The sequence below is a fragment of the Dactylosporangium darangshiense genome, assembly GCF_039537565.1.
Taxonomy (GTDB): domain Bacteria; phylum Actinomycetota; class Actinomycetes; order Mycobacteriales; family Micromonosporaceae; genus Dactylosporangium; species Dactylosporangium darangshiense.
In genome coordinates, this window is the sequence record NZ_BAABAT010000052.1 from 1 (window position 1) to 25,594 (window position 25,594).

Consider the following 25,594-nt stretch of genomic DNA (forward strand, 5'->3'; position numbering starts at 1 on the left):
ATGCGAGGCGGGGCGCCATGCGAGGCGGGGCGCCATGCGAGGCGGGGCGCCATGCGAGGCGGGGCGCCATGCGAGGCGGGGCGCCATGCGAGGCGGGGCGCCATGCGAGGCGGGGCGCATGGCCGCGCGGGGCCGGGCGCCGCGCGGGGCGGGGCGCCGCGCGGGGCGGGGCGTCGATCACGTGCCAGCAGCGCGGCGAGCGGATCGCCGGCACGATGCGCACCACCGACCAGTGGGACCGCCGTGCAGGGCGGGGCGCCGCTTCGGGTAGCCCACTTGGTCATCGCGTCGCGCCCCGCCCCGTTTCGTCCCGGCCAGCCGGGCCGCGGCGGGGCGGGGACTATGCGGGGCCGGGCACCATGCGCGCCATGCCGCGGGCGGGGCCACGATCGCTCTGCAGGGCGCGGCCGCCGTGCGGGGAGCGGCCAGTCCATCGCGCGGGCGGGGCCGCCGAGCGGGGTCGGCCGGGCTGCGGCGCCGAAGCCGGCGGGCTCAGGCGAGGTGCGTGTTGACCCAGGTTGCGAGGCGGTTCGCCGACTCGTGAGGGGTTCCGTCGTCGGTGCGGATCAGCGTCGGGACGGTGGCGCGCAGGTAGGCGGCGAACGCGTTGTGCCGGTCGATCTCGCGCTCGCGCCACCGCGCGCGGGCGTTCAGCCGCGCGGCGCGCACGTCGTCGGCGCAGTCCAGCGCCGCGAAGTGGATGTCGGTTATCCAGCGGCGGGACGGCAGCTCGTCGAGTTGCGCCTCGGTGAAGGGGCCCAGCAGCACCGTAGGCCGGGCGCTCTGGGCGGCGCCGTGTGCGATCGTCAGCCAGGCATCGCGCAGCGCCGGCCAGTCGACCTCGCCGAACTCGCAGGCGCGCTGGAACGGGCCGATCAGCCAGTCCACGTCGAAGACCACGCAGTCCGTGAGGGCCGCCACCAGGTGCGGGAACACGGCCGTCTTGCCCGATGCCGAGGCGCCGGTGACGACGAACAACGGAAGGCGGCGGGCCTGCTCGGTCGCGCCGCAGTCGGGGCAGACGGCCAGGTCGTCTTGCGGTGCCATGACGATGGGGTCGTCGCAGCGCTGGCAGTAGTGCACCGATCGACCCTACCCGGCGCGCACGAGGCCCCGGCCGATCGCGCACGCCGCCGGCCGCACCACGAAGCGCGCCCGAGCGATCCGGCACGGCGGGTCATCGGCCGGCCGACCGAACGGCGCGCGAGCAAGCGCGGGCCCAGAACGTCCGACCGCACAAAACCAGGCGGGTGCGCAAGAATGGCGCGTGGGCGAGAACCGGGCGCCTGCGGGAGAAGCGGCCGCACGGAGTAGGCGGTGGCTCCGCGAGACTGGCGTCGTATGCGAGAACGCCGCGCGGAGTGGGCGGTGGCTCCGCGAAGCTGGCGTCGTATGCGAGAACGCCGCGCGGAGTGGGCGGTGACTCCACGAGGCTGGCGTCGTGTGGTGTGTGGCGTGGGTGTGGTTATCCGACCAGGCGCGTGAAGAAATCGCCGAAGCCGGTGCCGAGCTGGCCGATCAGGGCGGCGATCCCGCGGACGACCTTGGCGGCCGAGTCCGGGCGGAACGCCACGAACCAGATTACGAAAGCGACCGCGCTATACGTCAGAGTCTTTTTCAGCGTCATTGACCTTGTTGACCTTGCCCCGTGCGAGTCATTGGTGTATTGAACTCCAAAGTAGACCCACTCGGGCGAGGTAGAGGGCGAAACGGCGCCACAGCAGGTTCTGCGGCAGCTCGAGGCGCGGCCGCGATCATCGGCACAGCGCTCCAGCGGGTCCTCCAGCAGCCCAAGGCGCGTCCGCACGGTCGAGGCAGAGCGCTGCGCCGGGTCCTGCGGCAGCCCGCGGCGCGGCCGCAACCCGGGGCGACGCTACAGCGGTCCCGCGGCGCGGCCGCAACGGTCGGGGCGACGCTACAGCGGTCCCACAGCGCGGCCGTGACGGTCTGGGCGACGCTACAGCGCTCCCGCGGCGCGGCCGTGACGGTCGGGGCAGCGCTACAGCGGGTCCTGCGGCAGGGCCGGGCGCGGCCAGGACGGGTCGGGCCGGAAGTCGCACCAGGTGCCGTCGAACGGGAACCTTGCGGCCTCGATCGCGGCCGCCACGCGTTCGCCCTCGGCGCGGATCCCCTGCGCTTCGGCCTCGGACCAGAAGCCGGGGACGCCGGTGCGGTCGGTGAAGGTGTCCTCGTCCTTCCATCGCCACTCGCGGTCGGGGGTCACGACGATGTCGAGGTGGTGGTCGACCACGTCGATCGCATCGGTACGCCGGGCCGGCCGGGCCTCGAGGTTGACGTACCAACCATGGAAGCCTTTGTTCTTGAAGAACCACCACACAGAGTGCGCGGCGCCGGGCGGGTGCAGGATCAGCACGTCGAGGTCGGTCCAGGTGCGGCGCTGCAGCGGGGCTGCGCCGTAGTCCTCGATGCCGGGCGCGTCGCGCAGCGGATCGCCGTCGAGGCCGACGCGGCAGGCGAAGTCGGCGCCCACCGGCAGCCACAGGAGCAGGCCGCGCTCGTCCTCGCCGACCGGGTGGGTGGCCTGCGCCCAGCTCACATACGGGCCGCGAAGGTACCGGCGCACGAACACCTGTCGCATAATACCGGCAATGTCCATGCCTGCGGGGGCCCGCCGCCTGCCGTACACGCCCGGCGTGTACCGATTCCGCGACGGTGCCGGCCGGATCCTCTACATCGGCCGGGCCACGCAGCTGCGCTCGCGCGTGGGCTCGTACTGGTCGGACCTGCGCGACCGGCCTCGACTGCGGCGCATGGTCGCGCAGGTCACGGCGGTCGAGGCGGTGGTCTGCGACTCGGTGCACGAGGCGGCGTGGCTCGAGCACAACCTGCTCACGCGCCGCAAGCCGCGCTGGAACCGCACGCGCGGCGGGCAGGAGTCCACGGTCCACATCGGACTCGACGCCGGGCCGGCGGCGCCGGGGCTGCGGGTGACGCACCTGCCGACGCCGGGGTGCTACGGGCCGTACCTCGGCGGCGGCCGCACCCGCCTGGCCGTGTCCGGGCTGCATCGCATCCGGCCCTTGGCGTACACGGGAAGTCGGCTGACCGGCGCCGAGCGTGACCTCGCCGCCAAGCGCGGCGTGACGGCGGGCGACCGCGAGACCTTCGCCGCGTCGGTGGCCGCGGTCCTGGACCGCGACGCGGCGTCGGTGGCCGAGGCGTGCGCCGACCTCGAGGCGCTGCGCGACCGGGCCGCCGAGGGGCTGCAGTTCGAGCTGGCCGCGCAGATCCACGAGGAGTTGCAGGCCCTGGAATGGATCACCAGCCCGCAGCGGGTGTCCGCGTTGGAGCCGGCCGACCTGCGGGTCGCGGGCTGGGCCGACGGGGTTCTGGTGTTGTTCACGGTACGAGCGGGTCGGCTCGACGAGTGGACCCAGCGGCCGTCGACGGCGGGGCGAGCGGCACGGTACCTCGAGGCCACGCCCGCCGAATGGCGCGAGTTCGCCACGCGCAACGCGGAGCTCGCCGTCACACTCGGTGGGGGCGAGTAGACGCATGGTCACGTCCACGCGGCGCGAGTCGGCGGTGCGCAGCGACGAGCTGGCCGTTGCGCTCGGTGGACGCGGGTAAACGCACGGTCAGACCGCAGCGGCGCGAGTGCGCGGTGCGCAACGACGAGCTAGGCGTCGCGCTCGGTGGACGCGGGTAAACGCACAGTCAGACCGCAGCGGCGCGAGTGCGCGGTGCGCAACGACGAGCTAGGCGTCGCGCTCGGTGGCGGTGTGTAGGCGGACGGTCAGGGGCGCAGACGAGTGCGTAGGCGCTCGAGCTGGGGCTCGGTCAGGCCGTGCGCGAGCAGGTACGCCTCGACGCCCCCGTAACGCTCGTCGACGCGGTCCAGCGCGGCGCGGATCGTGGCCGGCTCGCACTCGCCGGGGCGGTCCCAGCAGACGGCCGAGTACGCGTAGTCGGCGGCGATGACCTCGTCGGAGACGCCGGCGATCCGCAGCAGCAGCGCGACCAGCATGCCGGTGCGGTCCTGGCCGCTGGTGCAGTGCACGAGGACCGCGCCCGGCGGGGCGTCGGCGACGGCGGCGATCGCGGCCGCCACGTGCGGGGCGTTGCCGATAATGCTCGCCCGGTACACGTCCGCGAGCGGGGCCAGGTCGGCCAGGTCCCGGGCCGGGTCGGCGGTCTCGTCGATGAAGGGCATCAGGCGGTACATCGCCTCGCCGGCCAGCACGCTCGGCTGCCGCGCGGCCTCGTCGGTGGCGCGCAGGTCGATGACCCGGCGCACCCCGTAGGCGCGCAGCGCGGCGAGGCCCTCGGCGGTCAGGCGGTGCGGCGAGTCCGAGCGCACGATCGACCGCTCGCGCACGGTGCCGCCGCCGGCGATCGGCAGGCCGCCCGGGTCGCGCACGTTGCGGCAGTCGGGCCAGTGCAGCCGGTGCCGATCGAGGGTGATCATGGCCGCGGAATTATCGATTACCGAATTGCCGATAATTGCTCTTCACGCCGGGCAGCCTACCGGGCGCGGCCAGGCGATCTATCACTCGCTGCCGGGGCGAACCGCCGGTCGCGGCGGCGCGGCCCGTCAGGCGCGGCCCGTCAGGCGCGGCCCGTCAGGCGCGGCCCGTCAGGCGCGGCCCGTCAGGCGCGGCCCGTCAGGCGCGGGCCGTCAGGCGCGGCCCGGGGGGCTCGTTGGGCACGGCAAGGCAGCCTACTGGGCGCAAGCGAGCAGCCGGCTGGTCCACGCGTCGCTGAAGGGGCTCGGCAACGGCGAGCTGCCGGCCTAGGCGTAGGACACCGTGACCTGCTGCAGGACGATCTCAACCTTCGGCGTGCCGTCGGTCGGGGAGTTCGGGTCGCTCGACGTGGCACCGCCGGCGGCGACCTTGTCGACGATGTCCATGCCGGTCGTGACGGTGCCGAGCACCGTGTACAACGGGTCGAGGTTCGTGTTGTCCCTGTAGTTGATGAAGAACTGGCTGGCGCTGGAGGCCGGCTGGCCGGTGTTCGCGATCGCGACAACGCCTCGCGTGTACGGCACAGTGAGGTTCTCCTCGGCGTAACGGTACGTCGGCCCGCCGTAACCGGTCGCGGACGGGTCGCCGCATTGCAGCACCCAGATGCCCGCGGTGGTGAGGCGGTGGCATTTCGTGTTGTCGAAGAAGTGCTTGCCGGCGAGGTAGTTGAAGCTGGCCACCGCGCACGGTGCGGCCTTGGCGTCCATGTCGACGACGATCGGGCCGAGGTTCGTCGTGAGGCGCATGACGGCCTTGCCGGAGTTCTTGGCCTTCGCCGGCGGCACGCCGACGTCCTTGGTGGCCGCTTTGGTGTTCGCGTCGGGGGTCTCGGTCGGCACCGTGTATCGGCAGTCGACGCCGTTGCCGGCGGCCGCGGAGGTCGAACCCGGCCCGGCGGCGTGCGAGGCGGAGAGCGGGCGGCCCTGCGCCGTCCCGCCCGTCACCGTCGTCGAGCAGGCGGTGAGGGCGAGTGCGCTCAGGGCGAGCAGGGGCACGAAGAGCACACCGTTGGCACGCATGGTCACGACCGCAGGGTAGAGCAGTGACGCCACGGGCCCTCGCGGTTGGCGTCGCGAGGGCCCGTGTGTCCGGTCCGTCAGCTCACGGAGCAGGCGGTGCCGTTGAGCGTGAACGCGGTCGGTTTCGCGTTCGTCGTGTTGTTCCAGCTGGCGATGAAGCCGAACTCCACGGTACCGCCACCGGCCGCGATGGTCTTCGTGTAGTCGGCATTGGTGATGGTCACGTTCGCGCCGCTCTGGCCGTTGACGCCGCCCCAGATCTGGCTGATGACCTGGCCGTTGGCGTACGTCCACTTGAGCGTCCACCCGTCGACCGCGGTCGACGAGTTGTTCGTGATCTTCACGCCGCCCTGGAAGGCACCGCCCCACTGCCCGGCGATGCTGTACGCGACGCTGCACCCGCCGGTCGGCGACGAGGACGCCGAGCGCGACGGCGACACCGACACGGACGGCGACGTCGAGCGGGACGGGGACACCGACACGGACGGCGACACCGAGCGGGACGGGGAGGCGGAGAACGACGGCAGCGGCCCGGTGCGGTCGCCGTAGATGATGCCGCGGCCGTTGGTGCCGAGGTAGACGCGGCCAAAGATGCGCGGGTCACCGGTGATGGTCTCGCCGATGTTGCCGTACTGGTGCTGGTCGTCGTTGATGCGCAGCCAGGTCGCGCCGGCGTCGTCGGAGCGGAACACGCCCTTCTTGCCGTCGACCTGCCCGACCAGGAACACCGCCGGGTTCGTCCGGCCCGGTGCCGCCTTGCCGAAGCCGACCGCGAGCGCGCCCTGCACCGTGGTGACCTTGGTGAACGAGGTGCCGCCGTTCGTCGAGCGCAGCAGGCCGCCGGTGTCGCCGCCGGCCAGCCAGATCTCGCCCTGCGCACCGGCCACGGCCTTGAACTTGGCGGTCGAGGGCAGGCCGGTCGCCGCGGCCGTGAAGCTCGCGCCGCCGTTGTGGCTGACGTAGAAGGTGCCGCCGGAGTACCCGTAGAACGTGTTCGGGTCGACGCGGTCGGACTCGACGATCGCGTTCTGCGGGATGCCGCTGGCCTGCGTCCAGCTGTTGCCGAAGCCGACGCTGTACACCACGGCGCTGTTCTTCGGCGCCCACAGGAAGCGCGACCCGTCGGCGTTGGCGGCGATCGTGCCGCCCTCGTTGATGCCGCCGGGCTCGCTGCCCTGGAACCAGTTCGCGCCGCCGTCGGTCGAGAACGCGGCGTGACTGTCGTTGGGCCGGTCCGAGTCGGTGAAGTTGCCCGCGCGCACCATAACGCTCGGGTTGAGCTCGGCGTAGTCGAGGCTCGTGGTCGAGGTGAACGTCGGCGCGCTGAACATCGCCGAGGGCACCGCGTCGAGGTTGGTGTGGCGGAAGCCGCCGATGTCGCCGAGGGCGGAGACCAGCGGCGCGCCGGTCGGCGGGCTGATCAGGTCGAGGACGGCGGTCTCCTCGAGGCCCGGGGCCATCGGCTTGATGGTGATCTGGCCGCCGGTGTCCCACGTCGTCAGGTCGGTGCTGCCGTAGATCGTGGCGCCGGTGCCGTACATGAACCGGTTCGAGTTGAACGGGTCGATCTCCAGCGACTCGTTCATCCAGCCCAGCTTCGGGGTGACCTCCGGCGGCTGGGGGTTCGTCCCGAAGTTCAGCCACGGCGAGCGGGTGATGTCCATCTTGTACCGGAAGCTGCGGTTGGGGTAGCTCGTCCAGTCCCAGATCCGGGTCCACGTCGCGCCGCCGTCGGTGCTGCGCCAGAAGATGGCGTCGGGCCACCACGACACCTGCGTCGCGACCATGATGGTGTTCGGGTGCAGGCGGTCGATCGTCAGGCCGCTGTAGCCGAAGTAGTCGTCGCTGCTGCTGACCGCCACCGGGGAGATGTTCGTCCAGGTGCCGGTCGCCGTCGCGTACTTCCACACCTCGCCCTTGGCGCCGTCGTACGGGCCGCCGGTGTCGCTCGTGGAGATGTACAAATAGCCGCCCGACGTGTCGAGCACGCCCTTGTGGGCGATGTACCCGGTCGGCTGCCCCGCCAGGCGAGACCACGTGCTGCCGCCGTCGGTGCTGCGGTACACCGTGTTCTGCTTGTCGGCGACGCCCACGTAGATCGTCTGCGTGGTGTTGCCGGCGGTGCCGGTCCGCTTGTCGAAGGTCACCCAGACGACGCCCTGGTTGTCGGTGAGGTACCCGTTGGCGTCGTTCGGGTCCTGCACGTAGTTGCCAGGGTTGGGGAACGAGGTCACCTTCGCCCACGTCGCGCCGGAGTCGGTGCTGCGCCACAGGCCGTTGCCGCTGGGGGTGCCGAGGTACAGGATGGAGTTCTTGTTGGGGTCGACCGCGAGGCGCTCGCCCATGCCGCGCCCGGGCATGTTGCCGCCGAGCTTGAACGGCAGCGCCGTGGCCTGCCAGGTCGCGCCCTTGTCCGAGGAGCGCAGCACGGCGCCGTTGTTCGGGTCCCAGGAGTTGGTGTACATGCCGACCGCTGCGTACACCTTGTTGGGGTCGACGGAGTCCGTCGCCAGGCTCACGACGCCGTTGTACCCCCAGTTGTCCTGCCCGACCCAGTCGAGCAGCGGGATCCAGCGGTTGGTGCTCGGGTCGAGGCGGTACGCCCCGCCGATGTCCGTCCGGGCGTACACCAGGTTCGCCTGCGACTGGTTGAAGATGATGCCCGGCACGAAGCCGCCACCCTCGATCTGCACGTTCTTGAACGCGTACGGGTCGGCGGCAGCGGCCTCCGCGGGCCGCACGGCGGTCTGCACGGCGAAGCCGATGGCCGCGACCACCACGGCCGCCACGGCACAGGCGCCGAGTCTCATCGATCTGTTTCGTTGGCGCTGGGGGCTCATTCGCATGCGCGGATCGTGTGAGCCCTCGATGTCCCGGGTCAATCACCCCCAGCTCGCGGGCAGGTCAAGCGCTTCGACAGTGTGAAACTCTCACGGCTTTGCAACTGTCCCGAGCCCGTAAATGGCCCCCGACCTGGAGGATTGCCGTACTGCGCACCGCGACCGCCGGCGCGACCGCGCTGCGGCCCCTGCTCATCCCTGACCGACGCGCGTGCCGCGACGCTCTCCTCGGCACGGCCCGCGTCTCGTTCGCCGGCACAGTGGCATCGTCCTGCGCCGGCGCGATCGTCGCGTCGGTCCGCACTGGCCGCCGCGACGGCAGCCCGCGCTCGGTCCCGGTCGCCGCGGCGTCGATCCGCCACGCGCTGACCCCGCGTGTTTGGAAACGGTGTTCAACACCGGCTACCTTGCTGCGGTGACCTCGGCCAGCCCAGCGCCCGCACCGCCTCGACCGTCGCGGCTCACCTGGCGAAGGGCGCGCCCACTGATCGCGCTCGCGGCGGCGCTCGCGGCGGCCGGCTGGCTCCTGACGGTCGTGGAGTCGTCGTCGCCGCCGACCTCGGTCCCGATGCAGCAGGCGGCGTCCGCGTCGCCGCCTCCCGCCGTCTCGATCTCCGGGAAGCTGGCCGACGGCTCGGAGTACACGCCGCTGTTCTACGCCGACGCCGCCACCTCGGTCGGCACGGCCTCGTCCGCAGGCACCGACGACCGGCTGGTGCTACGCTCGCCCGCCGGCGAGCGCGAGCTGCGCCGCGTCGCCAGCGACCGGTACGCCCAGTTCCTGGGCTTCACCGCCGCGGACCGCGTCCTGTACTGGGCCGAGTCCGCGGCCCTGCCGGACGGCACCTACGAGACCCGGATGTGGCGCGCCCCGCTGGACGGCAGCGCTCCCCCGGCGTCGCTCACCGCCGACACGGGCGCCGCGGTGTTCTTCGACTCCGAGTTCGACCTGGTCGTCGCGGGCGGCCGGCTGCACTGGATCGCCGCGCCGCCCGACGACTCGGCCCGCACCGAGCTGCGCAGCGTCGCGCTCACCGGCGGCGCGGTCACCACGACGTCGTTCGAGGGCCGCTTCCGGCACACGTCCTGGCCGTGGCTGCTCAGCGTCGACGAGCAGGCCCCGCTGGTGCTGGCCAACCCCGAGACCGGCGAGCGCCGTACCGTCACCCGGGCGGCGGCCGAGTCGGTGGTGTGCACCCCGACGTGGTGCCGCTCGATGGTGCAGGCCGGCGACCGCCACCTCTACGACGTGCGCCACCCCGACGGCACCGCCCGCCGCCGCGTCCCCGGCGACCTGACCGCCATCACGGTCGACGCCGCCGCGGCGGGCCGCTACGAGCTGTTCACCGAGCTCAACGTCGACCAGGTACGCCTGGTCGCCTACGACCTCGACTCGTCCTCGATGCGCATCCTGAGCCCGAGCATCGGCATCACGTCCACCCGCGCCGGCGTCGTATGGTGGGCCGACCGCCCCGCCAACCCGACGGCCTGGCTGTCGATCGACCTACGCACGCCGCTCGACCGCTGACTCCCGCCGCACCCCGCAGCGGCCGCACTGCCGACTCCACCGCAACCCGCGGCAGACTCCGACCGCCGACTCGGCCACACCCCGCAGCGGCCGCGCTGCCGACTCCACCGCAACACCGCGGCGCGCACCCCGACCGCTGGCTCCACGGCAACCCGCGGCAACCCGACCGACGACGCCTCGGCCGGCTGCGGTGTGAGCAGCGGCGGCTTGCGGAACTGGCTCGCTCTACCGGGCGATGAGCACGGCCGCGAGTGCGAGCGCACCCGGCAGCGCCTGCACCAGCAGGATGCGACGGTTGGCGGTGACCGCGCCGTAAAGCCCGGCGACGATGACGCAGATCAGGAAGAACACCTGGAACGCGAGGCTGGAGGCGATCAGGCCGTAGACGAGGCCCGCGACGAGGAACCCGTTGTAGAGGCCCTGGTTGGCGGCGAGCGCCTTGCTGGCGTTGGCGAACTCCTCCGTCGTGCCGAAGGCCGCCCGGGTGCGCGGCGCCGTCCAGAGGAACATCTCGAGCACCAGGAAGTACAGGTGCAGGGCGGCGACGAGCCCGACGAGGATGCCGGCGGCGATCTTCACGACCGAGAGAGTACCCGCACCACCAGCTTCCCGGTCTTGTGCCGCCCGGCGAAGTCTGCCAATGCCCGCACGGCGTCGGCGAACTCGTATCGCGCCGCGATCCTGGCCCGCAGCCGCCCGGCGAGCGCATCGACCGCGACCTCCGCCATGCCGCCGTATCGCCCCTCCATGTCCAGCACCAGCCGGACGTCGACCTCGTCGTGCGGCGCCGGCGGCGGGAACGTGATGCTCAGCAGCGTCCCGCCGGGCCGGACGGCCGCGACGAGCCGCTCCAGCCGGTCGCCGGGCAGCACCAGGTTGAGCGCGAGGTCGACGCCTTCGGGATAGTCGTCGTATCCGACGGCCTCGGCCGCGCCGAGCGAGCGCACCAGGTCGGCGTCGGCGTCGCGCGCGGTCGCCACGACGTGGGCGCCGGCCTGGGCGAGGAGCGGTAGCACCGCGGTGCCAACCCCTCCAGTCGCGCCTACAACCAGGACCCTGGTTTCCGGCTTGACCTCGGCGGACGCCATGAGCGCCCGAGCCGTGAGCCCCACGGTCGGCAGGGCGGCCGCCTGCTCGACGTCGAGGGCGTCGGGCCTTCGCGCGAGGAACGGCGTCTCGGCCTCGAACACCGCGTACTCCGCGAGGGCGCCGGTGCTCAGCGATGAGCTGCCCATGTGGCGCAGCACCCGCGGCGTGGCGAAGCCGAATATCTCGTCGCCGACGGCGTATCGCGTGACGCCCTCCCCGACGTCGCTCACGGTGCCGACGAAGTCGTTGCCGGGCACGTGCGGGAACGGCAAGTCGATGGCATCGCGGAAGTCGCCGGCGGCGAGGCGCACGTCGGCGGGGTTGATCGACGCCGCGGCGATGCGGACCTGGATCTGCCCGGGGCCGGGTTGAGGCACCGGGAGGTCGGCTATGGAGTGCTCCTCGGCGGGGCCGTATCGGTGGGCGACGACTGCCTTCATGGTTGACTGGGCGTTGAAGCGGACCATGCGGTCACCTTATCGGAAGCGGACCGGGCGGTCAACTTGCTAGGCTGTGGGGGTGACCCGACCGCTGCGCGCCGACGCCGCGCGCAATCGGCGGCTGCTGCTGGCCGCGGCCGCCGACGAGTTCGCCGAGCGCGGCCTCGATGCGTCGATCGCCGACATCGCGCGGCGCGCCGGCATCGGCAAGGGCACGGTGTTCCGCCACTTCGCGACGAAGGAGGACCTGATCGCGGCGATCGTGCTCGACCGCGTCGAAGTCCTCATCGAGACCGGCGACCACCTGCTCGAGGCCGAGGACTCCGGCGAGGCGCTGCTGGAGTTCCTGAGCGTGGCCGCGGAGCAGCGCCAGCAGCGCGACCTGTCGTTCCTGCAGGGCGCGAGCGGCGGCAACGCCGAGGTGTCGCGCGTGCAGGCCCGGCTGCAGGAGACCATCGACGCGCTCGTCGGCCGCGCGCGCGACCAGGGCGCCGTGCGCGACGACGTCACGGGCACGGACCTGTTCCTGCTCATGTGCGCGCCGAACTACGTCGCCGGCTACGCCCCCGGCGCCCCGCCCGACCTGTGGCGGCGCTACCTGGCGATCATCTTCGACGGCCTCCGGCCACAGGGCGCCCACCCGCTCCCGCACCCGGCACCGCGCCTGTGACCCCGGTCTCCGCAGAGCTCGTCGGCTGGCTCGACGAGCGGCTGGCCGCCGCCGGCCGGCGCCGCACCGGCGAGGTCGAGGTGCCGCGCGAGCGCCCGTGGGGCACGGTCCTGCGCACCGACACCGACGCCGGCGGCGTGTGGCTCAAGATGCCCGCGCCCACGACGGCGTTCGAGGTGGAGTTGTACCCCGTGCTGCACCGCCTGGCCCCGCACCAGGTCCTCGCCCCGATCGCCGCCGACCCGCCCCTCGGCCGCCTGCTGCTGCCCGACGGCGGCCCGGCCCTGCGCGACGCCTTCACCGGCGACGAGCTCGACGAGGCATTGATCAAAATTCTCCCGCGGTACGCCGAGCTGCAGCGCTCCCTCATGCCCGCCGTCGACGAGCTGCTGGACATCGGCGTCGCGGACATGCGCCCGGCGGTCCTGCCGGAACGGTTCGAGGAGGCCCTCGAGGCCGCGTCGATCGCCGGCGACGTGCGCGCCGTCCACGCCCGGCGCTCCTGGTTCGCCGACGTCGCCGCCGCGCTCGCCGATTCCCGGGTCCCGCCCAGCCTCGACCACGCCGACCTGCACCCCGGCAACATCTTCGCCGACGGCGGCCGCTTCTTCGACTGGGGCGACAGCGTCGTCGCCCACCCGTTCGCGTCGATGCTGGTGACGCTGCGGGGCGCGACCGACGACCGCCTGCGCGACGCCTACCTGGAGCCCTTCACCGACCTGGCCCCGCGCCAGGAGCTCCTGGCCGACCTGCGCAACGCCATGATCGCCGGCAACGTGATCCGCGCCCTGACCTGGCACCGCGCAGTGGTCATCGCCGGTTACGAGCACGCCGGTGCCTTCGCCACGGGCCCGGCGACGCACATGAACCAGCTGCTCGCCGCCGCGCCGTGGACGTGCCCGTAGCCGCGGCGGGTCTCAACGCCTGCGCTCGCAGTACGGGTGCTCGGACATCTCGACGCTCTTGTCCGTTGGGCCTTCCGTGCTGCCGTGGTCGACCTGGGTTTCGTCGGTCTGGTAGTTCTCGTGGTGTGCGTGCCCGGTGAGCCCGTCCACCATCGCCTCGATCGGCTGCGCGATGTAGTCGAACGCCGGCACGGCGATGTCCTCGGCCTCGTCGCGGATGGTGTCAAGGTCGACGGCCTCGTCAACGCGGGGCACCCCGAGGTTGTCCGTCTTCGTCATATATCTGAGTTATCCACGCCGGTACCCCTCAAACGCCCACATTCCACCCGTCAGCCCGTTGACGCCGAGCGCCGTGGCGTCCCACGTCCCGTAGGCAAGCGGCCACCGCGCCGGGCTCCCGGAAGGCGACAGAACCTCCAGGGCCCCGACGCGGAGACCCGGGCGCCGCCGAAGGCCGCTCACCCCTCCCCGGGAACAGCGACGACCGCGACAACAACAGCCACAGCGACAACAGCGACGACGACGACGGCTGCGGCGGCGACAACGACAACGACGACGGCGGCAGCGACGGCAGCGACGACGACGGCGGCAGCGACGACTACGGCAGCGACGGCGACGGCGGCAGCGACGGCGACGACGGCGGCAGCGACCGCGGCGGCGGGGCTAGGTCGACGGGTCGAGGACTAGTTTGCCGATCGTGTTGCGGGTCCGGAGGTCCTCGTGGACGCGGCGGACCTCGCTCATGGCGTAGTCGCCGCCGTGGATTACTCGCAGCTCGCCCGCCACGACGAGGGTGGCGAGCTCCGCGTATGCCTTCTCGAGGAGCTCCGGGCGGGCGAAGGCGTGCATCAGCCAGAAGCCGCTCACCGTCGCCGAGCGGCGTTGCAGAGCGCGCAGTGAGACCTTTTCGGGCTCGATGCGGCTGGCCATGCCGTAGAACGCGAGGCGGCCGAACGGGGCCAGCGCCGCCAGGCTCTGGTCGGTCACGCGGCCGCCGGTCATTTCCAGGACCGCGTCTACCGGGGTGCCCGCGTTGGCGGCGATGAGCTCGGCGGTCAGGTCGTCGGCGGACGGGTCCACCGTGGCGTCGGCGCCCAGGGAGGTCGCGACGTCGCGCTTTTCCTGGGTGCCGGCCACGGCGATGACGCGGGTCGCGCCGCGCAGGCGTGCGAGCTGGATGGCCAGGGAACCTACGCCGCCGGCCGCGGCGTGCACGACGACGCTGTCGCCGGGCTGGACTCGGGCGGTGTGGTGGACCAACCACCAGGCGGTCAGGCCCTGGGCCAGCAGGGCGACGGCCTCGACGTCGTCGAGCCCGTCGGGCACCGGGAAGGCGTGTGCCGCCGGCACGGCCACCCGTTCGGCGTAGCCGCCGCGCTCGATCATCGCGGCGACGCGGCGGCCGTCGGGGGTCCGGCCGGTGACCTCGCCGCCGGGGATCAGCGGCAGCGTCGCCGACGCGATGTAACCGTCCTCGCGTAGCAGGGAGTCGGCGAAGTTGACGCCGCTGCGGGCCACCTCGACCAGCACCTCGGACGGGGCGGGAACCGGGTCTGGGAGGTCGCGCACCTGCACGACCTCGGGGCCGCCGAACTCTCTGATCTGGACCGCTCGCATAATTCTCCCCCGGTTCGGTATTGAGTTCCGATTGGTACTGAGTACCGTAACGGACTCGGTTCAAGAACGCTAGACTGGTGGGGTGGGTGGTCACGAAGCGTCACTGCGGGAGCGCAAGCAGCAACGGGCGCGCGAGGAGATCGTTGCGGCTGCGTATGATTTGTTCGAGGAGCGCGGCTACGCCGACGTGACCGTCACCGATATCGCCGAGCGGGCGCAGGTCGGCCGGACGACCTTCTTCCGGTACTTCGGCGACAAGCAAGAAGTCGTATTCGCCAACGAACAGGACTGGCTCGACGGGCTGCAACTGCCGCAGAGCCTGAGTGACCAAGGCAAGCCCGGCTTCGGCGACGCCATCGCGTTGCTTCGGGCCGTTGCGGAGCGGATCTGCGCAGCCGTGACGAGCGACCCGGAGCTGTACGTGCGGCGGGAGCGCCTACTCGCCGAGAACCCGGAGTTGGAGGACCGCAACGCTCGCAAGCACCGGGCGTTCGCGGAACGGATGCGGCAGCTGCTCGCCGAGCGGGGTGCCTCGTCGGAGACGGCCGTGCTCGCACCGCGGCTGGCCCTCGCGTGCTACTACACCGGTCGCGAGCTGGCCGGAGGAGAACCGGCGGCGTTGTGGCCGAATGTCGCCGCCGCATTCGACACGATCAAGTGGAAGTGAGAAACGATCGCGCGGAACTGAGAAGCGATCGCGCGGAAGGAAGAGGCGACTGCTAGAGGCGGCCCCCGCGTCAGGTCGGTCGAATCACATGGGTAGTCGAGTCGCCGCCGCCGGAGCCGGTCGTGCCTGGGGAATCGCCCGAGCGTAGGTCGACGGTGCTCGACTCGCCGAGGTTCAGCCGGTGAGTTTCGGCGTGGTCGGCGGACAGGTCGATCGTGGTTGCGTCGCCGAGATCCGGGGCGCGGCTGTTCGGGTCGTTCGCATGTAGAGGGACGGTCATCGGCTCGTCGCTGACGGTACGACGGGTGGTCGGATGAGGCGCCGGCGACCTGCGAGCGTCTGAGGCCGGGGCATCCGAAGAAAAAGGAGCCGGAGGCGGGGAGGGGCGACCAGGGGGAGAGTCCTCGACGGGGATCAGGTGCGGGACCACGCGGTGTACCGAGGAAAGGACCGCGGCGATCATCAGGCCGGTTGTGCCGGCGATGCCGAGTGCGCCGCCGGCGTACGCGACGAAGAGGCGGCGGCGGCTCAGGTCGTCCACGGCGCGCGTGATGACCTCGTCCGTCAGGCGTAGGCAGAGGGCGGCGCCCAGCAGGAGGCCCAAGGACACCAGCGTCAGGAAGACCGTGGTGTAGGTGCTGGCGGGGCCGTAGGAGACGCCGCCGTGGCGGCGTTGGGCGAGCACGATGAACAGGCCCGCCACCGCGGCCCACGTGCCGACGATCAGCAGGGCGGCCACCGCGTCGCTCGGGCGGTGCCAGCCCGCCGAAAGGGTTGCCACGCCGGCCAGTGCGGCGAAGACGGCGCCGATCAGGGCCGCGGCGCCGCGGGCCTTTGCCGGTACCACCATGACCAAGGCCACGGCGACCGACGCTGCGATGGTGGTGTGGCCGCTCGGCAGGCTGTTGCCGGCCGCGGCACGCTCCGGGTCCACGCCCAGGTCCGGGCGGTAGATGAGGGCCTTGAACACCTGGGTCGTCGCGTTCGCGCCGCCGATGAGCAGGACGGCGCCGACCGCCAGGGCGACGCGGCGGCGGGCCAGGGCGATGAAGCCGATCGCGATCGTGGCGGCCGTGAGCGAGACGATCGAGATGCCGTTGAGCGTGTTGTGCACGAGGGTCTCGAGGCGCACGCGGCCGATGCTGTTGCCGGTGATGGCCACGAAGTCCAGCAGCTGGCCGTGTTCGCTGTTGACGAAGAAGCGCCAGACGGCCAGGAAGCCGGCCGCCTCCAGAGCCGCCACCAACAGGAGCCAGACTGCGAGCCCGATGGGCCACCCACGCATGGCACGCAAGATAGCCCAATGGCGCGAATTGCGCTCATCGCGATTTTCATTGCCTCCGTGGTACCGCATGAGGTCTCGTTGCCCGCATGCTCCTGACGCCCTACCGGCCCGTGCTCCGGCACCCGGTGCTGCGGCGCGTGCTGCCGGGGATCGCCGTGTCCGCGCTCGGCGACGGCATGTCGGTCGTGGCGATCGCGTGGCTGGCGCTGCAGATCGCGCCGGACGGCGGGCGCGGTGCGTGGGTGGCGGCGGCGGTCGCGGCGTACTCGCTGCCGAGCGCGCTCGGCGGCGTGCTGCTGCGCCGGTACCTCGGGCATCGCAGCGGTGCGCAGCTCGCCGGGTGGAACGCGATCCTGCGCGGCGGTGCGCTCGGTGCGGTGGTCGTCGCATACGCGGCGGGAGTGCTGCAACCGTGGCTCTACGTGACGCTGCTCGGGATGTCGTCGCTCCTGGCCGCATGGGGGTCGGCCGGGCGATACACGCTGGTGGCCGAAGTCCTCCCGGCCGAACACCACCTGGCGGCCAACGGCGTGCTGACGGCGATCGGCGAGTTCGCCACGATCGTCGGGCCGCCGCTGGCGGGGTTGCTCATCGGCCGGACCAACGCGGCGGTCCTGCTCGCGGTGGACGCGGCGAGCTTCGCGGTCCTCGCGGCCACATACCGCCTGGCCATGCCGAGGGCTGGTCCAATCGGACGAAATCCGGATGAAATCGAAGAAGTCTCCGCGGCGGACGGCGTTGAGGAGGGCAAGGACACCACACAGGCGGGCAAGGAGGGCACGGAGACAGCGCAGGACGGTGCGGAGCGAGGCGAAGCGGAGCGAACCGGCGAAACCCGAAATCGCACGCAACGCGCGCTGCTGGTGCTGTCGTTCGCGTTCTTCCTGCTCTTCGGGCCGTTCTACGTGGCCTTGCCGATCCACGTGGCCGACGACCTGCACGCCGGGGCGGGGCTGCTCGGGGCGTACTACACCGCGTTCGGCGCCGGGGCGGTCGCCGGGGCGCTGGCCAGCGGGCACCTGCGCCGGCTGCCGCTGTGGCCGGCGTTGACCGGGATCATCGCGCTGTTCGGGGTCGCCATGCTGCCGCTCGGGCTCGGGTGGCCGGTCGGCGTCGCGCTGCCGGCGTTCGCGGTCGCGGGGGCGTGCTGGTCGCCGTACCTGGCGACGGTGATGGCGCTGTTCCAGCGGACCACGCCGGTGGAGCGGCTGCCGAAGGTGCTGGCGGCGTTCGGATCGGTCACCGTGATCGCCGTGCCGCTCGGCACGGCCGCGGGCGGGCCGCTGGTCGAAACCGCCGGCGCGACGAATGCGCTGCTCGCGAGCGCTGTGGGGATGATCGTGCTCGGGGGGCTGGCGGCGTCTGTCATGATCTCCCGCGGATCAACCGGGCGTACACGGGAGGAAACGCACCCCAATGGGTATACGCAGCGTTGAGCGGACAAGGGGGCGGTGGGGCATGGTGCTGGTCGGCTACACGGTCGAGGCGACCGATGGTGAGGTGGGCGCGATCGACCGCCGGACGTACGACGGGCGGCAGGTCGTGGTCGCGGGAGCGAACGGCGAGCTGCTCAAGGTGGATGTCAGCAGCGTCGAGCGGATCGACCACCGCGAACACCGGGTGTACCTGGGAGTCAGCCGGCGAGAGCTCCGGGCCGGCTAGAGAAGGCAGAGCGCCCGCGCTCGCCGGCAGCTATCCGTTCCCGGCGAGCGCGTGCACCCGCCAGCCGGGGTCGGGGAAGCCGGCCGCGACGGCGACGTGGGCGCTGGCGGTGTTCGCCGGGTCGTGCAGATAGATCGGTACCGCACCGGCGCCGACGATCCGCCGAGCCGCCCGGGCGACCAGGCGCCGGGCCAGTCCCCGGCCGCGGGCGGCCTCGGTCGTCCCGACGGAGATCTCGATCCCTGTCGGGTCGTGCGGCTTGAGCCCGACGCCGGCCAGGTACTCCCCCGTGCCCGGCTCCCGCGCCACGAGCACCTCGCCGGGGAACGGCCGCAGCCAGTCCGGCAGGCCCGGCCCGTCCGACGGCTCCCAGGCGCCCTCGTCGGGCAGGTCGGCCGGTGCCTCGCTCCAGCGGAAGACGCCGGCGAAGAAGTGCTGCTCGGGCCGGCCGAGCAGGGCCGGCAGCCGCTCGGCCAGGGCGACGGCGAGGTCGGCCGGCGCGGTCGCGGCCACGAGCGCGGCGACGGCGTCGCGGGCGGCGGGCGGCACGGACAGCACGCCGTTGCCGGCCGCGTCGGTCACGCCGAGGGCGCGCTGCTCGCCGCCGTCCCACCGCGGCTTGTCCCGCAGCGGGCTGCCCACCACGGTGAGCCCCCCAGGAGACGGCCAGCTTCCGAGCCAGGCACGCAGGAACCGATCGAGCACCCGTGCATCCTAGGCCTGGGCGCGGTACTGGGCATTGAGCGCGTCGGCGACGCGCTTGGTCCAGTCGGCCGGGCCGTCCACGGTCCAGTTCTCCCCCAGCGCCATGAACAGCGGCTCGCGGCTGCCGGCCAGCGACGACCACTGCGCCTCGACCTCGCTGTGGATGGCGTACACCCCGACGCCGACGGACGCGCCGGCGGCCTCGCAGCGGCCCCGGCCGACGCCGTCGCGCGAATCGCCGACGGTCTCGTAGGCGTCGCAGGTCAGGCCGCGGCGGTCGAGGTAGTCCACCAGCGCCTGCGGCGAGGTGAAGCGCTGCGGCGGGCCCTCGGCCGCCTCCGCGGGCGAGCGGTCGATCCGGCCGATGAGCAGGGCGAGCACGCCGCCGGCGAGCACCACCCCGGCGGCGAGGCCGGCGATGAGGCCGCGCGCCGGGCGGTGGTCGGGCTCGGGCCGCACCGGCGGGGGCAGGGGCACTGTCGCCTCGGGATCGGGCACCGGCGCATCCTGGTGGTCGAGGGGCTCGTGTGGCTCTTCGGTCACGCGAGAAAGCTACCCCGGCCGGTTCGCAGATCGCGCACGTCCGAACGGCCAGAGTTCCTCAGGAGTTTATGGCCATTCGCACACCCTGGCGTTGCGCAGAGGCATAAATCGCCTCGACGGTGGCGACCGCGGCGAGCCCCTCGGCGGGCCGGATCTCCGGCTCGGCGCCGTCGCGCACGGTCCGGACCAGGGCGCGGTACTGCCGGGCGAAGGACTCCGTGTACTCGCGGTCGGCGTCGAACTCGACGACCCGCCGCCCGCCGGCGGTCAGGCCGGTCGGGTCGAGCAGCAGCGTGCCGCGCTCGCACTCGACGGTCGTTTCGTGGCGGAACGCCTCAGCGGAGTACCACCGGAAATGGCACGTCACGGGCGCGTCGAAGAACAGCTCGCCGTCCGCGGACGTCTCGATGCGCCAGCCGTCCGGGGTCTGCGTGGTGGCGGCGACGGCGACCGGGGCAGCGCCGAGCAGGATGGACGCCCGGTCGATGGTGTGCACGCCGACGAGCATCGAGACGCCCCCGCCGGCCAGGCCGGGATCGAAGAACCACGCCGGACGTCCCGGTCCGTAGTGGTTGCTGCGGATTTCGCGGTACCGCAGGATCGCCCCGAAATCGCCCGAGCGCAACAGGTCGCGGGCGGCCCGCACGTGCGCGAACTGCCGTTGCTGCTGCCCGACCCACAGCACCACGCCGGCCGCCTCGGCGGCGGCGATCATCCGCGCGCAGCCGGCGGTCGTGGTGGCCATCGGCTTCTCGACGAGCACGTGCCGGCCGGCCGCGGCGGCGCGCACGGCGAGATCCTCGTGCAGCGCGTGCGGGACGGTGAGCACGACCACGTCGACCTCGGGGTGTGCCAGCAGCGCGTCGAAGTCGGGCACCGTGGACCGCTCGGGGCGAACGTCGTAGACGGCGGCGACCCGCACGTCGTCCACCGTCGCCGCGGCCGCGATGTGCCGCTCGGCGACCTCACCCGCGCCGACGAGGCCGAGCCCGAGCGGCGTCCGGCTGAGCGGATGCGGCTGCTGCACGCCCGCCTCGCTGCTCATGCGGCGGGCAGGGACACGGCGATCTCCTCGCCGAGCGCGGCACCGCCCTGCAGCCGCAGGTCGTCGCCGCTCCAGAACTTGCCGGGGTCGTACCAGTTGGCGCGGCGTCCCGTGGCGAGCAGCCCCATCTCCTCGTAGGTGACGGCGACGACCTCGGCGCAGTAGGCGGTCTCCAGCGTGCCGGAGGTCTGCTCGCGCAGGTGCGGCACGCGGCCCTTGAACCAGCGGCCGGCGAGGCGCGCGGTCGACGGGAACGGCGTGCCGTCCAGGCGTGCGATCGTGCGCAGGACAGCGTCCTCGACGGCCGGGCCGACCTCGGGGAACAGCTGGCGCAGCCAGGCGCGCTGGCCGTAGCGGCGGCCCCAGACGAGCACCGCGTCGCGCAGGTCGTGCAGCTGCACGCCGCGCTGGTGCGTGCCGGTCCACATGTCCGGCAGCGAGCGGCCCAGCTCGGCATGCCACATCAGCGGCGGCATGTCGTCGAGCACGACGGCCATGCCGACGTGGTTGACGGGGCTGTTGGTCAGGGTCTGGATGGCGCGGTCGGCGGTCGTGCGGCCGCGGAACACCCACAGGTCACCCGTGCGTGTCATCCGCACGGCGTCGTCGAGATCGACCGTCACCGGTACTACCCTAGGGCCTCATGCGCATCAAGTGGTGGAAGGTCGCGGGGCTCGCGGGTGTCGTCGGGGTGGCGGCCACGGGCGTGCTGGTCGTGCGGGCCGAGCGGCGCCGCCGGGCCTACACGCCCGACGAAATCCGGTCGCGGCTGCGCGAGCGGCACGCGGTCGCAGACGGTGGGACGAGTCGCGGCTCACGTACCAGTGACTCGTAGGGTCACATAGGGTAGGGGGTGTGCAGCCATTGACTTCCCAGGCCGACCCGGTCCGCGTCCTGTTCCTCGAAAACATCCACCCGATCGCGGTCGAGCGGATGCGGTCCGAGGGCTACGAGGTGGAGACCGTCGGCCGCGCGCTCGACGAGGACGAGCTGATCGCGAAGCTCGAGGGCGTGCACCTGCTGGGCATCCGCTCCAAGACCCAGGTCACCGCCAACGCGCTGGCCTCGGCGCCGCAGCTGCGCGCGATCGGCGCCTTCTGCATCGGCACCGACCAGATCGACCTGCGCTACGCCGCGGAGTCCGGCATCGCCGTGTTCAACGCGCCGTTCTCCAACACTCGCAGCGTGGTCGAGCTCGCGATCGCCGAGATCATCGCGCTCACCCGGCGGCTGACCGAGAAGAACGCCGACATGCACAACGGCGTGTGGAACAAGGACGCGGAGGGCTCGCACGAGATCCGCGGCCGGTCCATCGGCATCGTCGGCTACGGCAACATCGGCACCCAGCTGTCGGTGCTGGCCGAGAACCTCGGGCTGCGGGTGTACTTCTACGACACCTCCGAGAAGCTCGCGCTGGGCAACGCCGTGCGCTGCAACTCCCTCGACGAGCTGCTCGAGGTCGCCGACATCGTGACCCTGCACGTGGACGGCCGCCCCGGCAACAGCGGCTTCTTCGGCGAGGAGCAGTTCGGCCTGATGCGCCCGCGCAGCATCTTCCTCAACCTCAGCCGCGGCTTCGTCATCGACCACGACGCCCTGCGCCGGCACCTCGACAACGGCCACCTCGCCGGCGCCGCCGTCGACGTGTTCCCGAAGGAGCCCAAGGCGAAGGGTGACGAGTTCGTCTCCGCCCTGCGCGGCCTGCCCAACGTCATCCTCACCCCGCACATCGGCGGCTCGACCGAGGAGGCGCAGTCCGACATCGGCTCGTTCGTCGCCGAGAAGCTGCACAAGTACGTCGCCGAGGGCTCCACGACGCTGAGCGTCAACCTCCCGTCGCTCAACCTGGTCCAGGCCCCCGGCACGCACCGCATCGCCCTGCTGCACCACAACGTCCCGGGCGTGCTCGCCGACGTCAACAGCATCATGGCCGGCCACAAGGTCAACGTGGAGGGCCAGATCCTGGCCACCCGCGGCGAGTACGGCTACCTGCTGACCGACATCGCGATCGACTACCCGCAGGAGATCCTCACCCAGCTGGCCAACATGGCCACCACGGTCCAGGTGCGCGTCCTGTCGTAACACCGCCACCGCCGGCAAGGGGCCCCGCGCAATCGCGCGCCGGGCCCCTTTCTTATCGACCGTAAGATCCACAATCTTCGATAGGTGGCCATCCGGGCGTCGAGGGTCGTTCATGGCCGAACGAAAGTCTCCTTCCTACCGAATGGGAGGAGACACGTATGTCGATGGGTCGTGTCGGGCGGGTTCTCGCCGCGGCGGTGATCGGTGGTGCGGCGGTGCTCGTCGTCGCCGCCGCGCCGGCCGGGGCCACGCCGCCCGGGATTCCGTCCAAGGCCACCGCGCAGTCGCAGCTCAACGCGCTCGCCGTGGCCACCGAAGGGTCGATGAGCGGCTACTCGCGCGACAAGTTCCCGCACTGGATCACCATCAGCGGGTCGTGCGACACCCGGGAGACGGTGCTCAAGCGGGACGGGACCTCCGTGGTCACCAACAGCTCGTGCTCGGCCACGTCGGGGCGGTGGTACAGCCCCTATGACGGTGCGACCTGGACCGCCGCCTCCGACGTGGACATCGATCATGTGGTGCCGCTGGCCGAGGCGTGGCGCTCCGGGGCGAGCTCGTGGACCACGGCGCGCCGGCAGGACTTCGCCAACGACCTGAGCCACCCGCAGCTCATCGCGGTCACCGACAACGTGAACCAGTCCAAGGGCGACCAGGACCCCACCACGTGGCAGCCGCCCTTGTCCTCGTACCGGTGCACCTACGCCAGGATGTGGATCAACGTGAAGTACGTGTGGGGGCTCAAGCTGCAGTCGGCGGAGAAGTCCGCGCTGCAGACCATGCTCAACTCCTGCTGATCGTGCTGGTGCCGGCCTCCACGACGTAGGACGCGCTCGTCGACACCGCCGCCGTGCGCGTGGCGATGGTGTCGACGGTGCGCGCGTCGGTGCGCCACAGGTCCTTGGCGACCTCGCAGCGCAGGTAGCCGCGGCGGGCGCCGTCGAAGTACTTCACGTGCGGGTTCAGCACCGGGTTGACCGCCTTCAGCGGCCCGTCGAAGGCGATCGGAAAGTCCGAGCTGACCGACGTGGCGGTGAACTCGACGGCGACGCTGGGCTGCTCCGGGTGGTCGAAGTCCAGCTTGAGCTCGCTGAACCAGCTCGAGTGGATGTCGCCGGCCAGGACCACCGGGTTGGCGACCTTAGCGTCGGCGAGGTGCTGCAGCAGGCGGGTGCGCTGCGGCGCGTAGCCGTCCCACTGGTCGAGGTTGGCCAGCACCGGCGGGACGCCGCCGGTCGGGTTGGGCAGCTTCGTGCGGCTCATCATGACCTGCTGGGCGACGACGTTCCAGCGGGCCGGCGAGCGGTCCAGGCCCTCGCGCAGCCAGCGCTCCTGGTCCTCGCCGGTGAGCGTGCCGGTCGTGTTCGCCGTGCCGGCGGCGGGCAGGCCGAAGTCGCCGGGGAAGCCGCCGGGCTGGTCGGTGCGGTACTGCCGCGTGTCCAGCACGTTGATCCGCGCCAGCCGGCCGAAGTCGAAGCGGCGGAAGATGCGCAGGTCGGGGCTGCCGGGGCGCAGGTTCGCGCGGATCGGCATGTGCTCGTAGTAGGCCTGGTAGGCCGCGGCCCGCTGGCGCGCGAACTGCTCCGGCGTCTGGTGCTGCGCGCCGGTGTCGTCGATCTCGTCGACCAGCCCGGCGTAGTTGTTCTCGGTCTCGTGGTCGTCCCAGGTCACGACCCACGGGAAGGCGGCGTGCGCGGCCCGCAGCACCGGGTCGCCCTTGTACTGCGCGTGCCGCGCCCGGTAGTCGTCGAGGGTCTGCAGCTGGTCCAGGCCGGGCGTGGCCGGGGTGGTGTGGTTGCGGTCGGCGAACGCGCTGTGCGGGTCGTACTCGTAGATGTAGTCGCCGAGGTGCAGGACCACGTCGAGGTCCTCGGCGGCGAGGCCGGCGTAGGCGGGCCAGTAGCCGTTCTGGAAGTCCTGGCAGTTGACGATGCCGAAGCGCAGCCGGCCCCCGTCCTGCCACGGCGCCGGCGCGGTCTTCGTGCGCCCCGCCGGGCTGAGCGCGCCCTGCGCGCGGAAGCGGTAGTGGTACTCCCGGCCCGGCTGCAGCCCGCGGACGTCGACGTGCACCGAGTGGCCCAGCTGCGGCGACGCCGTCGTGTGCCCGGAGCGCACCACGCGGTGGAACCGCTCGTCGAGGGCGACCTGCCACTCGACCTCGACCGGGCGCGCCGGCAGCGGCCCGGACGCGCGCAGCAGGCGGGTCCAGAGGATGACGCCGTCGGGCAGCGGGTCGCCGCTGGCCACGCCGAGCGCGAACGGCCCTTCGTGGTCGTGGTGGTCGCCGTGCAGCGGGGCGGCGAAGGCCTGGTCGGCGGCGGTGAGCGGCAGGACGATGGCGCCGGTGGCGGCGGCCGCCCCGGTCAGCAGTTGACGTCTGGTAGGCATTGGCACACTCTCACAACGCCTCATGTCTGCGGCCGGAACGGGTCGCGAACGCCGGACAACGGCCGCGGCGGGCTCAGTGCGTGTAGGGCTCGAGGCAGCCGAACTCGGCCGCCGAGCCCATGACCTCGGCGGTCACGGTGGCGGGCGTGACGGTGCCGATCACGCAGGAGCGCGCTCCGGCGTGCACCGCGTAGACGGCGCCGGCGACCGACGGGTCGCGCATGCCGGTGACGGTGACCTTGTCGGCGGTGTACCCCACCGACAACAGCGCGGAACGAACACTGAGGTAGCCGAGGTCGCCGCCGGAGCGCACCTTCTCGAGGGCCGGGCGGATCTTCTCGGCGGCCGCCTCTGCCTCGGCGCGCTCGGCGTCGGTCAGCTCGGCCCGCACCTTCCACGCGTTGTTCTCGGCGTTGTGCGGCGCACCGTCGCCCGGCGGCAGTGCACGCGGCGACGACGACCGGGGCGCCGGGTCGGGCGCCCCGGGCGAGGCGACCGGGCGGGCACAGCCGACGAGGGCGAGGGTGAGTGCCACGGCCGCGGCGAGTCTGGTTCGCATGGCCCGATCCTGCCGCAGCCGGGCCGATCGGAAATCCGTCGAGGTACTCAGCGCGGGATGAGT

The 25,594-nt window shown here is 72.3% G+C and carries 26 protein-coding genes and 1 pseudogene; 10 read left to right on the forward strand and 17 right to left on the reverse strand.

From position 1 onward, the window contains the following. Positions 1-492: 492 nt before the first annotated feature. From ABD901_RS49315 to ABD901_RS49325, 3 genes are all read right to left on the reverse strand, one after another. Entirely contained in the window at positions 493-1,083 is a 591-nt protein-coding gene (locus ABD901_RS49315; RefSeq protein WP_345139911.1) for a hypothetical protein, read from the reverse strand. 382 nt (positions 1,084-1,465) lie between these two features. After that, positions 1,466-1,627 carry a hypothetical protein gene (locus ABD901_RS49320; RefSeq protein ID WP_345139914.1) on the reverse strand — a complete coding sequence of 54 codons (162 nt, stop codon included), beginning with the start codon at positions 1,625-1,627 and terminating at the stop codon, positions 1,466-1,468. Positions 1,628-1,999: 372 nt separating this feature from the next. Next, positions 2,000-2,599 (reverse strand): ribonuclease FAU-1 family protein, encoded by a 600-nt coding sequence (locus ABD901_RS49325; RefSeq protein ID WP_345139917.1) that lies wholly within the window; start codon positions 2,597-2,599, stop codon positions 2,000-2,002. Positions 2,600-2,609: 10 nt separating this feature from the next. Between ABD901_RS49325 and ABD901_RS49330 the strand changes: the two genes are divergently transcribed. After that, a complete protein-coding gene (locus ABD901_RS49330) occupies positions 2,610-3,512 on the forward strand; it encodes a GIY-YIG nuclease family protein (protein WP_345139920.1) in 903 nt (300 codons plus the stop codon). A gap of 245 nt (positions 3,513-3,757) precedes the next feature. Here ABD901_RS49330 and ABD901_RS49335 read toward each other — a convergent pair whose 3' ends face one another. The 3 genes from ABD901_RS49335 to ABD901_RS49345 form a co-directional block, all read right to left on the reverse strand. Further along, on the reverse strand, positions 3,758-4,429 hold the full coding sequence (locus tag ABD901_RS49335; protein WP_345139923.1) for a tyrosine-protein phosphatase: 672 nt from the start codon (positions 4,427-4,429) through the stop codon (positions 3,758-3,760). A 324-nt stretch (positions 4,430-4,753) separates the two neighbouring features. Continuing rightward, the gene (locus ABD901_RS49340) at positions 4,754-5,506 is read right to left on the reverse strand and encodes a peptidylprolyl isomerase (protein ID WP_345140151.1); all 753 of its coding nucleotides are present in this window, start codon (positions 5,504-5,506) and stop codon (positions 4,754-4,756) included. Between the two features lie 77 nt (positions 5,507-5,583). Further along, a complete protein-coding gene (locus ABD901_RS49345; protein ID WP_345139926.1) occupies positions 5,584-8,316 on the reverse strand; it encodes a cellulose binding domain-containing protein in 2,733 nt (910 codons plus the stop codon). A 445-nt stretch (positions 8,317-8,761) separates the two neighbouring features. Between ABD901_RS49345 and ABD901_RS49350 the strand changes: the two genes are divergently transcribed. Beyond that, a complete protein-coding gene (locus ABD901_RS49350; protein WP_345139929.1) occupies positions 8,762-9,874 on the forward strand; it encodes a hypothetical protein in 1,113 nt (370 codons plus the stop codon). A 225-nt stretch (positions 9,875-10,099) separates the two neighbouring features. On the opposite strand, the gene ABD901_RS49355 is transcribed toward ABD901_RS49350, so the two are convergent. Then, positions 10,100-10,453, reverse strand: a complete 354-nt coding sequence (locus ABD901_RS49355; protein ID WP_345139934.1) for a DUF1304 domain-containing protein — start codon at positions 10,451-10,453, stop codon at positions 10,100-10,102. Next, positions 10,450-11,430, reverse strand: coding sequence for an NADP-dependent oxidoreductase (locus ABD901_RS49360; RefSeq protein ID WP_345139937.1), 981 nt, complete (start codon positions 11,428-11,430; stop codon positions 10,450-10,452). Before ABD901_RS49360 ends, ABD901_RS49355 begins: the two co-directional genes overlap by 4 nt. A gap of 52 nt (positions 11,431-11,482) precedes the next feature. On the opposite strand from ABD901_RS49360, the gene ABD901_RS49365 reads away from it, so the two are divergent. After that, positions 11,483-12,073: a TetR/AcrR family transcriptional regulator gene (locus tag ABD901_RS49365; RefSeq protein WP_345139939.1), complete on the forward strand. Its 591-nt coding sequence runs from the start codon at positions 11,483-11,485 to the stop codon at positions 12,071-12,073. Next, complete coding sequence (locus ABD901_RS49370; protein ID WP_345139942.1) at positions 12,070-12,978, forward strand: aminoglycoside phosphotransferase family protein; 909 nt, start codon at positions 12,070-12,072, stop codon at positions 12,976-12,978. Before ABD901_RS49365 ends, ABD901_RS49370 begins: the two co-directional genes overlap by 4 nt. 12 nt (positions 12,979-12,990) lie before the next feature. Here ABD901_RS49370 and ABD901_RS49375 read toward each other — a convergent pair whose 3' ends face one another. After that, positions 12,991-13,257 (reverse strand): hypothetical protein, encoded by a 267-nt coding sequence (locus tag ABD901_RS49375; protein WP_345139945.1) that lies wholly within the window; start codon positions 13,255-13,257, stop codon positions 12,991-12,993. 384 nt (positions 13,258-13,641) lie between these two features. Continuing rightward, positions 13,642-14,595, reverse strand: a complete 954-nt coding sequence (locus ABD901_RS49380; protein WP_345139947.1) for a quinone oxidoreductase family protein — start codon at positions 14,593-14,595, stop codon at positions 13,642-13,644. 82 nt (positions 14,596-14,677) lie between these two features. Here ABD901_RS49380 and ABD901_RS49385 point away from each other — a divergent pair, with 82 nt between their 5' ends. After that, complete coding sequence (locus ABD901_RS49385) at positions 14,678-15,262, forward strand: TetR/AcrR family transcriptional regulator (protein ID WP_345139949.1); 585 nt, start codon at positions 14,678-14,680, stop codon at positions 15,260-15,262. Positions 15,263-15,683: 421 nt separating this feature from the next. On the opposite strand, the pseudogene ABD901_RS49390 reads toward ABD901_RS49385, so the two are convergent. Then, a pseudogene (locus tag ABD901_RS49390) lies at positions 15,684-16,547 on the reverse strand (phosphatase PAP2 family protein); the annotation flags it as partial. Positions 16,548-16,633: 86 nt separating this feature from the next. Between ABD901_RS49390 and ABD901_RS49395 the strand changes: the two are divergent. After that, entirely contained in the window at positions 16,634-17,983 is a 1,350-nt protein-coding gene (locus ABD901_RS49395; RefSeq protein ID WP_345139952.1) for an MFS transporter, read from the forward strand. Positions 17,984-18,005: 22 nt separating this feature from the next. Then, on the forward strand, positions 18,006-18,209 hold the full coding sequence (locus ABD901_RS49400; RefSeq protein ID WP_345139955.1) for a hypothetical protein: 204 nt from the start codon (positions 18,006-18,008) through the stop codon (positions 18,207-18,209). A 30-nt stretch (positions 18,210-18,239) separates the two neighbouring features. On the opposite strand, the gene ABD901_RS49405 is transcribed toward ABD901_RS49400, so the two are convergent. From ABD901_RS49405 to ABD901_RS49420, 4 genes are read right to left on the reverse strand one after another with little or no spacing between them, the layout of a single operon-like run. Next, positions 18,240-18,914 carry a GNAT family N-acetyltransferase gene (locus tag ABD901_RS49405; RefSeq protein WP_345139957.1) on the reverse strand — a complete coding sequence of 225 codons (675 nt, stop codon included), beginning with the start codon at positions 18,912-18,914 and terminating at the stop codon, positions 18,240-18,242. A gap of 9 nt (positions 18,915-18,923) precedes the next feature. After that, entirely contained in the window at positions 18,924-19,457 is a 534-nt protein-coding gene (locus ABD901_RS49410; protein ID WP_345139959.1) for a hypothetical protein, read from the reverse strand. 58 nt (positions 19,458-19,515) lie between these two features. After that, a complete protein-coding gene (locus ABD901_RS49415; RefSeq protein ID WP_345139961.1) occupies positions 19,516-20,484 on the reverse strand; it encodes a Gfo/Idh/MocA family protein in 969 nt (322 codons plus the stop codon). A gap of 14 nt (positions 20,485-20,498) precedes the next feature. Then, positions 20,499-21,125 carry a hypothetical protein gene (locus ABD901_RS49420; RefSeq protein WP_345139963.1) on the reverse strand — a complete coding sequence of 209 codons (627 nt, stop codon included), beginning with the start codon at positions 21,123-21,125 and terminating at the stop codon, positions 20,499-20,501. Between the two features lie 20 nt (positions 21,126-21,145). Here ABD901_RS49420 and ABD901_RS49425 point away from each other — a divergent pair, with 20 nt between their 5' ends. From ABD901_RS49425 to ABD901_RS49435, 3 genes are all read left to right on the forward strand, one after another. Next, positions 21,146-21,337: a hypothetical protein gene (locus ABD901_RS49425; protein ID WP_380132657.1), complete on the forward strand. Its 192-nt coding sequence runs from the start codon at positions 21,146-21,148 to the stop codon at positions 21,335-21,337. A gap of 20 nt (positions 21,338-21,357) precedes the next feature. Further along, positions 21,358-22,584, forward strand: coding sequence for a phosphoglycerate dehydrogenase (gene serA, locus ABD901_RS49430; RefSeq protein WP_345139966.1), 1,227 nt, complete (start codon positions 21,358-21,360; stop codon positions 22,582-22,584). Between the two features lie 164 nt (positions 22,585-22,748). Then, complete coding sequence (locus ABD901_RS49435; RefSeq protein ID WP_345140157.1) at positions 22,749-23,381, forward strand: HNH endonuclease family protein; 633 nt, start codon at positions 22,749-22,751, stop codon at positions 23,379-23,381. Here the strand turns inward: ABD901_RS49435 and ABD901_RS49440 are convergent. Beyond that, positions 23,368-24,972, reverse strand: a complete 1,605-nt coding sequence (locus tag ABD901_RS49440; RefSeq protein ID WP_345139969.1) for an alkaline phosphatase D family protein — start codon at positions 24,970-24,972, stop codon at positions 23,368-23,370. The genes ABD901_RS49435 and ABD901_RS49440 overlap by 14 nt on opposite strands. A 73-nt stretch (positions 24,973-25,045) precedes the next feature. Further along, complete coding sequence (locus tag ABD901_RS49445; protein ID WP_345139972.1) at positions 25,046-25,531, reverse strand: hypothetical protein; 486 nt, start codon at positions 25,529-25,531, stop codon at positions 25,046-25,048. Positions 25,532-25,594: the final 63 nt, after the last annotated feature.